The organism is Umezawaea sp., assembly GCF_057122925.1.
On record NZ_DBNGPQ010000169.1, the window covers coordinates 16,733 to 30,342 of the forward strand.

8 protein-coding genes are annotated in these 13,610 nt (G+C 70.8%); all 8 read left to right on the forward strand.

Going from position 1 to position 13,610, the window contains the following annotated elements; translation table 11 throughout:
• Window positions 1-322: 322 nt before the first annotated feature.
• Window positions 323-1,909, forward strand: a complete 1,587-nt coding sequence (locus AC156L_RS37975; RefSeq protein ID WP_414719939.1) for a DNA polymerase Y family protein — start codon at window positions 323-325, stop codon at window positions 1,907-1,909.
• The gene (locus AC156L_RS37980; protein WP_330877226.1) at window positions 1,909-2,073 is read left to right on the forward strand and encodes a hypothetical protein; all 165 of its coding nucleotides are present in this window, start codon (window positions 1,909-1,911) and stop codon (window positions 2,071-2,073) included. Before AC156L_RS37975 ends, AC156L_RS37980 begins: the two co-directional genes overlap by 1 nt.
• The gene (locus AC156L_RS37985) at window positions 2,073-5,375 is read left to right on the forward strand and encodes an error-prone DNA polymerase (protein WP_330877225.1); all 3,303 of its coding nucleotides are present in this window, start codon (window positions 2,073-2,075) and stop codon (window positions 5,373-5,375) included. Before AC156L_RS37980 ends, AC156L_RS37985 begins: the two co-directional genes overlap by 1 nt.
• Window positions 5,376-5,692: 317 nt before the next feature.
• Window positions 5,693-6,316 carry a TnsA-like heteromeric transposase endonuclease subunit gene (locus tag AC156L_RS37990; protein WP_484407728.1) on the forward strand — a complete coding sequence of 208 codons (624 nt, stop codon included), beginning with the start codon at window positions 5,693-5,695 and terminating at the stop codon, window positions 6,314-6,316.
• A 383-nt stretch (window positions 6,317-6,699) separates the two neighbouring features.
• Window positions 6,700-8,451: a helix-turn-helix domain-containing protein gene (locus AC156L_RS37995; protein WP_484407729.1), complete on the forward strand. Its 1,752-nt coding sequence runs from the start codon at window positions 6,700-6,702 to the stop codon at window positions 8,449-8,451.
• Window positions 8,452-8,654: 203 nt separating this feature from the next.
• Window positions 8,655-9,569 (forward strand): AAA family ATPase, encoded by a 915-nt coding sequence (locus AC156L_RS38000; RefSeq protein ID WP_330877222.1) that lies wholly within the window; start codon window positions 8,655-8,657, stop codon window positions 9,567-9,569.
• Between the two features lie 26 nt (window positions 9,570-9,595).
• A complete protein-coding gene (locus tag AC156L_RS38005; RefSeq protein WP_484407730.1) occupies window positions 9,596-12,196 on the forward strand; it encodes a TniQ family protein in 2,601 nt (866 codons plus the stop codon).
• 151 nt (window positions 12,197-12,347) lie between these two features.
• A partial coding sequence (locus AC156L_RS38010) for a hypothetical protein (protein ID WP_484407726.1) occupies window positions 12,348-13,610 on the forward strand: 1,263 nt, incomplete at its 3' end.

Genomic DNA, 13,610 nt, shown 5'->3' on the forward strand with positions numbered 1-13,610 from the left:
GGGGCGGTGGCGGGGTGACGGGCGGTGGGCGGGGGGTGCTGCTCGGGCCGGTTCGCGGTGTGGCGTGGGTGGTGCCGCTGGTCGTGGAGTGCTCGGTCCGGGTGTCTCGGGCGGGGGCCGTGCCCGGTGCGGGTCGTCCTGCCAAGGCCCGGTGGGTTCCGGGGCCGACGTGCGTGGAGGAGGAGATCGCCGCGCTGCCCGGCCGCTACGAGGTCCGTCTCGGTCCAGGGCGTCGGGGGGATCGGCTGGCGGAGGTCCCGCGGCGGGGAAGGGCCTGCGGAGGCGGTCGGTCGAGCCGGTTCCCGCTCGTCCGGGCGTGGCTGTGGTGCGTGCGGAGGGCGGGGTGGTCGTGGTGCGGACGCTGACCGTCTGGTGCCAGGACTGGCCGGTGGTCGCGGCTTCGGCGGCGGCCGGGTCGCCCGCGCAGGTGCCCGCCGCCGTGGTGCTCGGCAACGAGGTCGTCCACTGCTCGGCCACGGCCCGCGCGGAGGGCGTGCGGCGCGGGCAGCGGAAGCGGGCCGCCCAAGCCCGGTGCCCGGAGGTGGTGCTGTTCGAGGACGACCCGGAGCGGGACGCGCGGGTGTTCGAGCCGGTGGCCGCCGCCGTCGAGCACCTCGCGCCGGGGATCGAGGTCGTGCGGCCCGGTCTGGTCGCGGTGCCCGCCCGAGGCCCGGTCGGGTACTTCGGGAGCGCGGAGAAGGCCGCGGAGGCGGTGATCGACCACATCGCGGACACGACCGGGGTCGAGGCGCAGGTGGGGGTCGCGGACGGCCTGTTCGCGGCCACGCTCGCGGCCCACCGCGGGCTGGTCGTGCCGGAAGGCCGGGCAGCGGAGTTCCTGGCGCCGCTGGGGATCGCCGAGCTCGACCAGCCCGCCGAACGCCGCGGGGGCCGACCCGAACTGGTGGACCTGCTGCGGCGACTGGGTTTGCGGACGCTGGGGGCGTTCGCGGAGATCCCGGAGCGGGACGTGGCGTCGCGGTTCGGCGGGGAGGCGGTGCTCGCCCACCGGCTGGCCCGCGGGCTGGAGGAACGGGCGCACGACCGGCGCACGCCACCACCGGAGCTGTCCGTCGAGCAGCGCCTCGACCCGCCGGTGGACCGGGTGGACGCCGCCGCGTTCGTCGCGAAGGGACTGGCCGAGCTGCTGCACGTCGGGCTCGTGGCCAGGGGCTTGGCGTGCACCCGGCTGGGGATCCGGGCGACCACCGAGAACGGCGAGGAGCTGTCACGGGTGTGGCGGTGCGCGGAACCGCTGACCCCGCAGGGGATCTCGGACCGGGTGCGGTGGCAGCTCGACGGCTGGCTGACGACCACCCGGCTCACCTCGGGCGTCACCGTGCTGCGGCTCGACCCCGAGGAGGTGGTGGGTGCGGCCGCGCTGCAACTGGGGCTGCTGGACCAGAGCCAGGGCGACGTGGCGGACCGGGCAGCACGGGCGCTGGTGCACGTCCAGGGCCTGCTCGGGCCCGGAGCGGTGGTGACGCCGGTGCTGGGCGGCGGCCGGGGGCCCGCCGAACGGGTGCGGCTCGTGCCGTGGGGTGACGAGCGCGTGCCCGCCTCGGACCCGGACCAGCCGTGGCCCGCGCGGCTGCCCGCGCCGTCACCCGCGACGGTGCCGGTGGAACCGGTGCCGGTCGGGCTGGTGGACGCCGCGGGCGCGGACGTCGGCGTGACCGGCCGCTACGAGCTGACCGCGCCGCCGCACCGGGTGCTGCTCGGCGGCAGGTCCCAGGAGGTGCGGGGCTGGGCAGGGCCGTGGCCGGTCGACGAACGGTGGTGGGACCCCGGGGCGGCCCACCGGGCGGCGCGCCTCCAGGTGCTGACCGCGGGGGAGAACGGGGCGGAGCAAGCGTTCCTGCTGGTGCGCACGGGCGGCCGGTGGGCGGTGGAAGGGGTGTACGACTGATGGCTGACGACTACCAGGGCATCGTGGACTGGTTGCGGGAGGCGGGCGAGATCGACCAGGACGGCGAACGGCAGGAAGCGCCCGCGTACCTGGCCTGGTTCGGCTGGACACCGAGGCCGGTGCTGGTGCCGTTGCCGAGGCGGGCCCCCGACGAGCTGTTCTGATGGGGTGGAACAACCCGCCGGTGCGCTGGTCCGACCTGGAGCGCGCGCTGTCCGGCAAGCCGTACGAGAAGGGCGACGGCGGTGACAGCCCGGCCTGGACGCACCACCGCGAGCGGTACACGGCGTCACCGGAGCAGGGGCTGCGGGTCGACGAGCTGGGGATGCTCCAGACCCGCACGCCGTACGTGGAGCTGCACGCGCACTCCAACTTCAGCTTCCTGGACGGCGCGAGCCACCCGGAGGAACTGGTGGAGGCGGCGCAGCAGCTCGGTCTCGACGGCGTCGCGCTGACCGACCACGACGGCGTGTACGGCGTGGTGCGGTTCGCCGAGGCGGCGAAGGAACTGGGCGTGCGCACGGTGTTCGGCTCCGAGCTGAGCGTCGGGCTCTCCCAGCCGCAGAACGGGGTCCCGGACCCGGAGGGCGAGCACCTGCTGCTGCTCGCCCTCCGCGAGACCGGCTACTACGAGCTGTGCCGCACGATCACCAACGGGCAGTTGGCCGAGGGGGCGGAGAAGGGGCGGCCGGTCTACGACCTGGAGCAGGTGGTGGCCGACACCCGCGAGAACTGCGTCGTGCTCACGGGGTGCCGCAAGGGGGCGGTGCGGCGGGCGCTCGACCGCGAGGGGCCGGAGGCGGCGTTCGCGCAGCTGCGGAAGCTGGTCGAGCTGTACAGCGCGGAACGCGTGTTCGTGGAGCTGACCGACCACGGGTTCCCCGGTGACAGCACCAGGAACGACCTCCTCGCGGGCATGGCGACCGATCTCGGGTTGCCCACGGTCGCCACCAACGCCGTGCACTACGCCACCCAGTCGCGGGCTCGGCTGGCCGCGGCGATGGCGGCCGTGCGGGCGCGGCGCAGCCTGGACGAGATGGCCGGGTGGCTGCCGCCCGCCGCCGGGGCGTGCATGCGGTCCGGTGAGGAGATGGCCCGGCGGTTCGCGCGCTACCCCGGAGCCGTGCACCGGGCCGCGGTGCTGGGGTTGCAGTGCGTGTTCGACCTCAGGCTGGTGGCGCCGAAGCTGCCGCCGTTCGACGTGCCCGCCGGTGAGACGGAGATCAGCCACCTGCGGAACCTGACCCGTGAGGGGGCTGCCCGGCGGTACTTCTCCGTCGGGGAGAACCCCAAGGCGTTCCAGCAGGTCGAGCACGAGCTGCGGATCATCGAGGACCTGGGGTTCCCCGGCTACTTCCTCGTCGTGCACGACATCGTCCGGTTCTGCCGCGAGCGCGGCATCCTCTGCCAGGGCCGGGGGTCGGCGGCGAACTCCGCCGTCTGCTTCGCGCTCGGCATCACGAACGTCGACGCGGTGCGCTTCGAGCTGCTGTTCGAGCGGTTCCTCGCCCCGGCGCGCGACGGACCGCCGGACATCGACCTGGACATCGAGTCGGACCGCCGCGAGGAGGTGATCCAGTACGTCTACGAGAAGTACGGCCGCAGGCACGCGGCGCAGGTGGCGAACGTGATCAGCTACCGCGCGAAGTCCGCGATCCGGGACGTGGCGCGGGCTCTCGGCTACTCGGCGGGGCAGCAGGACGCGTGGAGCCGGGAGATCGACCGCTGGGGGCCGTTGCGCGAGACCGCGGCGGACAGCGGGATCCCGTTGCCCGTGGTGGAGTTGGCGGCGCAGCTGGAGAACTTCCCGCGCCACCTGGGAATCCACTCCGGTGGCATGGTCATCTGCGACCGGCCGGTCAGCGAGGTGTGCCCGGTGGAGCCCGCGCGGATGGCGAACCGGACCGTGCTCCAGTGGGACAAGGACGACTGCGCGTCGATCAACCTGGTCAAGTTCGACCTGCTCGGCCTGGGGATGCTGTCCGCGCTGCACTACGCGATCGACCTGGTGCGGGAGCACCACGGGGTCGAGGTCGACCTCGGGCGCATCGACCTGGCCGACGGCGCGGTCTACGACATGCTGTGCCGCGCGGATTCCGTCGGCGTCTTCCAGGTGGAGAGCCGGGCCCAGATGGCGACGCTGCCCCGGCTCAAGCCCAGGGAGTTCTACGACCTGGTGGTGGAGGTCGCCCTGATCCGGCCGGGCCCCATCCAGGGCGGCTCGGTGCACCCGTACATCCGGCGGCGCAACGGGAAGGAGAAGTGGGAGCACGACCACCCCCGGTTGAAGAAGGCGCTGGACCGGACCTACGGGGTGCCGCTGTTCCAGGAGCAGCTGATGCAGATCGCCGTGGACGTCGCCGACTTCACGCCCGCCGAGGCGGACGAGCTGCGGCGGGCCATGGGGGCCAAGAGGTCCACCTTCCGGATGGAGAGGTTGCGCGACCGGTTCTACGCCGGGTGCGCCCGGCACGGCATCGAGGAGGACCTGGCAGGCCGGATCTACGCGAAGCTGTTGGCGTTCGCCAACTTCGGGTTCCCCGAGAGCCACGCGCTGAGCTTCGCCCACCTGGTCTTCGTCAGCGCCTGGTTCAAGCTGTACTACCCGGCGGCGTTCTGCGCGGCCCTGCTGCGCGCCCAGCCGATGGGCTTCTACTCGCCGCAGTCACTCGTGGCAGACGCCCGCAGGCACGGCGTCCGGGTCTTCGGCCCGGACGTCAACGCGAGCCTTCCCCACGCGGGCCTGGAACTCTTCGAGGGGAAGCAGGCGGTGCGGATCGGGTTGGCGTCCGTTCGCACCATCGGGCAGTCCGCGGCCGAGGCGCTGGTGGCGGAACGCGACCGCGGCGGTCCGTTCCGCGACCTGGTGGACGTCGGGGCAAGACTGCGACTGACCACCCCGCAGGTGGAGGCGCTGGCGACGGCGGGCGCGTTCGGCGGCTTCGGCGTGGCGAGAAGGGAAGCCCTGTGGGCGGCCGGAGCGGTGGCGAACACGCGCCCGGACCGCCTACCGGGAACAGTGGTGGGCACGACCGCCCCGTCGTTGCCGGGAATGGACGAGATCGAACTGGCAGTGGCCGACGTCTGGGCCACCGGCCTGTCCCCGGACAGCTTCCCAACCCAATTCGTCCGCGACCGCCTCACCGCACTGGGAGCACTGCCAACGAACAACCTGGCGAACCTCCACCCCGGCACCAGGGTCCTCATAGGCGGCGCGGTGACCCACCGCCAGCGACCGGCCACGGCAGGCGGCGTCACATTCCTGAACGTCGAAGACGAAACGGGCATGGTCAACGTCGTCTGCACCACCGGCCTGTGGGCGAAGTACCGCCGGGTGGCCCTGAACAGCCCAGCCCTGCTGGTACGGGGAACAGTGGAAATCGCCGAAGGCGTGGTCAGCGTCCTAGCGGACCGCTTGCAACACCTGGACCTGCGAATCCCGTCCAGATCCCGCGACTTCAGGTGAGGGACGTCAGCTCAAGCAGTGGACCATTGTAGGATCTCAAAACCGACTGCCAATTCTCATTCGAGAATGCCACCATGCTGCCACTTGGCAGCGCGCGTGAGACTGGGCTGTTCGGGTAGGACTCCGGCCGTGGGGTCATGCGTCGTGTTGCTGGTGCCGATGGTGGATGTGTGGCTCACACACGGTCCGCTCACCCTGATGGCGACGCATCGGTGGACGGGTCCGCAGTCGGATCGGTGTCTGTGGGTTTTCGTCGTCCGGGCGAGGCCATGAAGGTCGTCTGTCCATGGGACCGGGTCGACGCGGATGCGTTGGGGATGGCGTTGCCCTGGCGGACTTTCCGGTGGCACCACGGACAGAGGCACTATCCCGGCTCCTACTGGTCCGCCACCGTACGCGATCTCGTGATCTACGAGTCCAGGCTTGAGCTGACACGGCTTCTGTACGCCGATCACGACCGGTCGGTGCGTCACATCGTCGCCCAGCCGTTCTTGTTGAAGGCCGAGGTCTCCGGTGCGGTGCGCAGGCACATCCCGGACTACCTCCTGCTCACAGACCGGGGACCGGTCGTGGTGGACGTGAAGCCCCGACATCGGATGCTCGGGCAGAGCACTGTCTTCACCTTCGGGTGGACGCGGCGGACAGTGGAGTCGAAGGGCTGGCGTTATGAGGTGTGGAACGAGCCGCCGCCGATGGAGTTGGAGAACGTGCGGTTCTTGGCGGGCTTCCGCCGCGATTGGCTGTTCGACCCGTCATTGCTGGCGTTGCTGAGGGCGGCGGATCTCGACGGGGCCACGCTCGCGCAGGCTTACCGGTTCCCGACCGGCCATCTGCGGTCGAGGGTGCGCTCGGCGGTGTTGCACCTGCTGTGGTGTCAGCACTTCGTCGTCGACTTCGATCGTCCGTTGAGCCTGGCCAGCGTGTTGAGGCGGCCGACGTGAGCGACGCCGTGGTCCGGCTCGGAGTCGGGACCCGTCTGCTCTACGACGGTGAGGTCGCCGAGGTGGTGGAGTTGCTCTGCACCGCCTCGAACAACGAGGTGGTGCTCAATGTCGTCCGTGCCGCGCGGATCGTTCGTGTCGCGGTGAAAGAGTTGCTGACCTCGGATCGCGTCCGGGTGATCCCGGACCGGCCGGGGCCGTCCTCCGATGATGCGGGCGAGATCGCGAGCGTGGTGCTGTCGGCGCTGAGCGAGCGGGAGAAACGGCAGGTCCTGGAACTGGCCGCACACGTGCGGGAAGTGCTCACGGGTTATCGCTGCGGCAGTGGTGACCTGGCGGAGGCCGGGGAGCCGCGTGCGCAGTTCGAGCCGGGACTACCGTTGATGGTCCGATACAAGGCGAAGGCGTCCGAGTTGGGCGTGAGCGTGCGCACGGTCAGGCAGTGGGTGTCGGACTTCGGGCGTGACGGCGTGGCCGGGCTGGTGTCCAAGAGCGCCCGCCGCGGGCCGGGTGGACGGGTGGACGGGCGGTGGGTGGAGATCGCCTTGGAAGTCATGGTCGAGCACACCGGCGAGTCCAAGCCGTCCCGGACGATGGTGATCGACCGCGCGAACGCGCGGGTCCTGGCCCGTTTCGGTGCTGGTGTCGTCAAGCCGCCCAGCAGGGCGACGGCGTTTCGGATGCTGGGGGAGTTGGAGCGGCGGCATCCGACGTTCCGGCTCAGCGCCAAGCGGAACCGGGACATCGCCGATCGGCCCACCGAGGTCCACGGGAAGCTGCGGCCGACCCGTCCCGGCGAGTACGTGTTGATGGACACCACGCGGCTGGACGTGTTCGCGCTGGACCCGATGACGCTGCGGTGGGTGCAGGCGGAGTTGACGGTGGCCATGGACTGGTACACCCGCTGCATCACCGGGATCAGGATCACGCCGGTCTCCACCAAGTCGGTGGACGTGGCGTCCGTGCTCTACCAGTGCTACCGGCCACGCCCGGCCGGGCGCGACTGGCCGGTGCATGCGGTGTGGCCCGAGCACGGCGTTCCCCGATCGGTGCTGGTGGACACCGCCGCCCTGGAGCGGCCGGGTGCGGCGTCGCCGGCGGTGGCGCCGGAGACGATCGTGGTCGACCACGGCAAGGTGTTCGTGTCCGAGCACCTGACCAGCGTGTGCCGTCGGATGGGGATCTCGATCCAACCGGCGAGGCTGCGCACGGGCCGGGACAAGGGCCCGGTGGAGAGGTTCTTCCGCACGCTTCGGGAGGATCTCCTCCAGGCGTTGCCGGGCTACAAGGGGCCGGATGTCCACTCGCGGGGGTCGCATCCCGAGGCGGAGGCGTTCTTCTTCCTCGACGAGCTCGAAGCGGTGATCAGGGAGTGGGTCGCGGTCGTCTATCACCAGCGGCCGCACAGCGGACTGGTCGATCCCCGTGTGCCGGGTCTGCGGATGTCGCCGGCTCAGATGTTCGAGCACGGCATCGCGCGGGCCGGCTGGATCGAGGTCCCCCGCGACCGGGACCTCGCCTACGAGTTCCTCAAGACCGAGTGGCGCACGATCCAGCACTACGGCGTGGAGATCGCCGGCCGCCGCTACCGGGCCGGGGCGCTGGCGACGTTGGTGAACACGACCAGCCCCTACACCGGCAAGGCCAAGGGGCGGTGGCCGTTCCAGCTCGACCCGGACGACGTGACCCGCGCCTACTTCCGCGATCCACACACCCGCCGGTGGCACACCCTGCTCTGGGAGCACGCGCCGGCGTTGGAGATGCCGCTGAGCGAGGACGCGCTGGACTTCGCCCGCACACTGGCCGCGGCTAGGTACACCTACCCGGACGACAAGGTCGCGGTCGCCGATCTGTTCCAACGCTGGAGTCTCGGGCTGGGCACGACGCCGGCCGAGCGGCGGATGGCGTTGAGGCTGTCGCGCGAGCAGTCGGCGCTCGACCTGCCCGAGCCACAGGGCGAGGCGCCGGTGTCGGTGTTGCCCTCGGTGGCCCGTGTCCTGACCGCCGGCACGGACGACGGGGCGGCGGAGCCGCAGGACGAGCCGGTGGCGGAGACGGGGGACGAGGACGCGGAGGACCTGCAGGCGCTGGCGCACGAGGACGACTTCTATGCCGACGCGTTGGAGGACGTGTGAGCACGGCCGGGTTGGACAACCTCACGCTGGCGCGCAAGGAAGGCTGGCAGCGTTTCGTTCAAGCGACCGCCCGGGTGCGGCCGGAGCCGTTGACCCGCGGGCGGATCGGTGGGCTCGGGGAGGGTGCGCGGGCCGATTACGACCGGCGGCGGCGGGAATGGCACGCGAACCTGGGCCCGTTGCGGACACCTCAGCTGGCGGGCTTGCACGAGGACTTGTGGGACATCGTGGACAGCAACGCCCACGACGGGGACAAGGCCAAGGGCGCGGTGGCGATCGACGCGTTCCCGGGTTTGGGCAAGACCACCTCGGTGTTGGCGTTCGCCAAGCAGTTCCACCTGCGCGAGATCGCCGAGCACGGCGACCGGACGCCGGAGGGGCACCAGCGGTTACCGGTGTGCCGGGTCGGGCTGACCGGCAACACCGGGTTGAAGGACTTCAACCGCGCGATGCTGGAGTTCTTCGCCCATCCGGGCAACATCCGCGGCACCGCCGCCCAGTTCGCCTCCCGCGCGCTGGACTGCATGATCAGCTGTCACGTGCGGCTGCTGATCGTGGACGACCTGCACTTCCTGCGGTGGCGCAACACCTCGGGTGTGGAGATCAGCAACCACTTCAAGTACATCGCCAACGAGTACCCGGTCACCCTGGTGTTCGTCGGCGTCGGCCTGGCCGAACGGGGTCTGCTCGACGAGGTCGACGCGCTGGGCAACCCGGTGCTGGCCCAGTCCGGCCGGCGCACCACGCCGCTGGGGATGGAGCCGTTCCTGATCGACACCCAGGAGCGTCGGCGGCAGTGGCGTGGTGTGCTGTTGGCGATCGAGCAGCGTCTGGTGCTGGCCGACGCCCGGCGGGGGATGCTGGCCGACGAGCTGCCCGATTACCTGTTCGCGCGCTCCACCGGCCACATCGGCTCGCTGATGACGCTGATCAACCGTGGCTGCCAGCGCGCCGTGCGCACTGGGGCCGAGCGCCTGGATCGGGAGGTGCTGGACCGGGTGAAGAACGACGCCGCCGCGGAGAACGCCCGCCGTGAACTCGCCGCGGCGCTGGACCGGCGGCGCATCACCAGCCGCGTCACCCCCGGCAGATCCCGCTCGGTCGCGGGCGCGCCGTGACCGGCCTGCGGCGGCTGCCGATCGTGGTGGACCCGGTGCCCGGTGAGGGGCTGGATTCCTGGTTGGAGGCGTTGTCGCGGCGGCTCGCGACGCCGGTGTCGGAACTGCTGCCCGTGCTCGGGTTGGGGCAGGCGCGGCGGCGCGGCGCAAGGCTGCCCGCGTTCGCGGTGTGCCTGCGGGCACGGGAGTCGTCGCGGGTCGCGGCGGCGACCGGGATCGCGCCCGCGGCGGTGCGGGCGATGACGCTGGCCCGCTACGACGCGGTGGCGCTGCGGGTCGACCACACCGCGCGGCGGGTGGTGGCGCAGTACGTGTGGGCCCGTCGACGCGGCACGTGGTTCTGTCCGCGGTGCCTGGCCGACAACGGCGGCCGATGGCTGCTGCGGTGGCGACTCGGTTGGTCGTTCGCCTGCACCCGCCACCGCTGCCTGCTCGCCGACCGCTGTCCGAGCTGCGGGCAGGTCCCACAGCGGCGCACCATGTGGCTGCGCGTACCGCAGGCGTCACGCTGCCTGGAGCATCCCGCCTCGGCGGGGCGCCGGAACCTCCGCTGCGACACCGACCTCACCACCGCACCAGTGGTCGCCCTCGCCGCAGACCATCCGGTGCTGCACGCCCAAGACCTCGTCGACACGATGCTCACCACCGGTACGGCGGGCTTCGGCCTCTACACCGGCATCCCGGCCGCGCGGCTGCTCACGGACCTGGCGGTGCTGGCGCCACGGATCCTGCGCACCACGGCGACACCGGTCGACGACCCCGTTCTCGCCGGCCTGGCCGATGCCTACCGGGCAGCCCTGACCGACCCGTCGGCATCGGCAACACCCGGCGCGCGCGGGCGGGCGACCACACCGACCAGCGCCCCGCTCACCGCGGTCGTCACCACCCGCGTCCTGGCGGTGCTGTCCAGCACCGACGAGCACACCGCGGCCACGATGCTGGCCACGATGGGCACCCCGGGCGATGCCACCCGCCGCCTGCTGGCCGCCCACCACGAACCCGTGCACACGAAAACCCTCACGCCGACACTCACCGGCGTCCTGCGCCACGCCCGCCGCACCGTGTTCCCACCATCCCCACGGGCCTGCCTGCCCGGTTCTGCTCGACCTCGTTCGAGGCCGGGATGGTCCGGCGACCTGCTCGGCGGACCTCAGACCTGCCCCGACCGTGACCGGTCGGCACAGCTGCCGGTGGTGTTCTGGCCCTGGTGGACTCTGCGCCTGGCACCGCACTGGGGCGTGCAACGCCTGTTCCGCGGCGCACTGGCCTGCCTGACCCTCGCCGCCGGCACCGCGCTGTCGATCACCCGGGCCACCGCCCTGCTCGGCCCCGGCGTCTCCGCCGACTACGTGGCCGCCACGCTGCGGCGCCTCACCGACGACCCCGCCTGGAACGCACAACGCACCGCGCTGCGCCGCATCGCCCACCATCTCGACACCCACGGCAGCCCCATCGACTACGCCCGCCGCCGCACCCTCGACTACACCACCCTGCTACCCGAACCCCGATGGCGCACGCTCGTCGCCCGCACCGGCATCCGGCGCAGCCACGGCACGCTGCGCACCCTGCGCTGCGTGCTGTTCGAAACCCTCAGCGGACTGCCCGCCGCGCTCGCGCCCGCGGCGTTCGCACCCGGCACCAAAGAGCAGCGGGACGCCGTCGCCGACCACCCGACCCTGCTCACCACCCACCTCGCCCACGAACTCGATCTCGCGGCCAGGGAATTTCTCGCAGCCCACGGCATCGACGAACCCGTCACCTGGCAACCACCCCGAACCCTCGCCGAGGGCCTCCACCTACCCGGACCCGACCCAGACACCCTCGCCACCGAACCGCTGCATCCCCTGCTCGCCGCCGGGATCCCGCTCGGCCGGGCCGCCGCGCAATCGGGCATGTCGCCGGCCGCCGCCCGCTACCTGCTGACGCAATCCCCACCCGGCACAGCCGCCGACCCCGTCCAGGAACACCTCCAGCGTCGGCTCCCCTCGGACCTGTTCCGCGACCTCTACGAGAACCAGGGCCGGTCGCTTTCCACGCTCGCCGCCCACTACCGGGTCAACCGCCGCCGGATCACGCGGCTCGCCACCGCCTACGACATCCCCCTGCGCGACCCACACCGGCCACCTGCCGGCATCACCCGCGAGTGGCTCACCGAGCACTACGTCGACGGCGGCCGGTCAGCCGAGGAACTCGCCGCCGAACTCGGCCTGCACCCCAACACCGTGCTGCGCTGGTGCCGACGCCACGACCTGGCCGTCCGCCCGGCCGGAGCACACGGCCACCGCAGCGCCCGCCACTCCACCGACACCGTCCCGCCCGAGCTGCACCCGGCGCTCACCGGCACCCGCCCGTGGAAACGCCTGGCCGCGTTCGCCGAAACGCGCAACCACGCGACACTTCAGGACGCGGCCGCAGCCCTCGGCCTCGATCGAAAGACCCTCGACCGCTACGTCCGGCGACTCGAGAACGAACTCGGCCACCAGCTCGTTCACCGCGACGGCACAGACCTCCGCACCCACACCACGCTCACCATCGAGGGGAACACCTTCGCCCAGACGATCGCAGCCCAGCTCAACCGGCAACCCGAACTTGCGCCTGCCGCGCTCGCCATCCGCAAAACCGACTGAAGTGGGTCGCAGACCGAGGAACTGTACCTGCCCAGTCCTGGGTCGCCGACCGGAAGCGGCGTTGGGACGCGACGGTGTCCGACGAGGTCGAGTTCGCGACCGCGGCCTCCGCCCACTCGACGCGTTTCGTCTGTTGGCGTTAACATTCACTATGGTCGATGCCGAGCACGTCGCGACTTTCGATACGTCTCTACGGCTGGATGAGGGCTCTCGCGCGGAGTTGCTGGCCGTGGTGGTTGACGCTAACGCCTACGGTCGCGCCAAGCCGAACCTAGACGACCTCGAGCACATGGCACGTCGGTTGCATGGGATCGGCAAGCAAACCTGGGTTCCCGAGCCGGTGGCCTGGGAATGGGCTGAGCACCTCGGCACCGACTGGCGCACCCTCATGACAGCCCAGTCCGACCTTCGCAAGAATCTCCGACGTGGCCGGGTACCCATGACTGAGCCGCTATATGAGGACGAGGCAGGAGTAATCGACGCTTTCATGACGGCTATCCAAGCCATCGATCATGTCCGAGTAATCAGCGTGACACCCCACAGTGCCTTAGAAGGTTTGAAGGACCAGGTCTTGCAGCGTCCGCCGGGAAAACGGAAAGAGAAGGTGAAAACCGGCGGTAGCGATGCTGCTTGGCTTCGCGATGTCATCTTGGCCGCCAACGGAGCGGTAGATCGCTTGCTGTTCCTCACCGAGGACAGGGATATCACCCGCGCCTGCGAGGCATGGGGCATGCCCACGCCAAGGACGCGGACGCGGCTCCAGTTGCGATCGACGTTGTTCGATGTCACTGTTGATGATGAACGCGCGACTCGCGCCGTGGTGCGCTATCTCCTGGAACGACTGCCGATCGATCTCAACAGCGGATGGAGTGGGGAAACCGATGGCTTTGACATCGGCAGCACCTCAGGCCTGGATCGGGCGATCGAGGCCGCCGACGACCTGGACGACACTCGCGTCTACGGTGCCGATATCACAAGGCTGACGGTATTGGTCGGCGTGGACAACGTCGCCATCGACACCACCGGCGACGATGAGCCGAGCTACCCAGGTCATCTCGGCGAAGCTCGACACGATCAGGTCTCCGCGACGGTCTACTTCTTGGGCGACGCCGAGGCCACAGTCAACCGCCTTTACCTCGGCGGCGACCCGGAAACCATGACCGACGAGATCGCTGGCGTGTTTATCCGAACCGAACTCTTGTTCCACCTCGTCGACGGCGTAATCACGGAAGTGTCTGCGGAGGATGATGCCCAGGTGTCGCTCCCCGACAACTTCTACGACCGCGAGACAGACGCAGTCGACGAACTACGCGAGGCATTGGAGTGCGTACCCGGACTGATTATCCCCGACGACTTTGGATTGAACACACGAAACGGTATACATCGACTGACGATCGAAGGCCACGACGTCGAC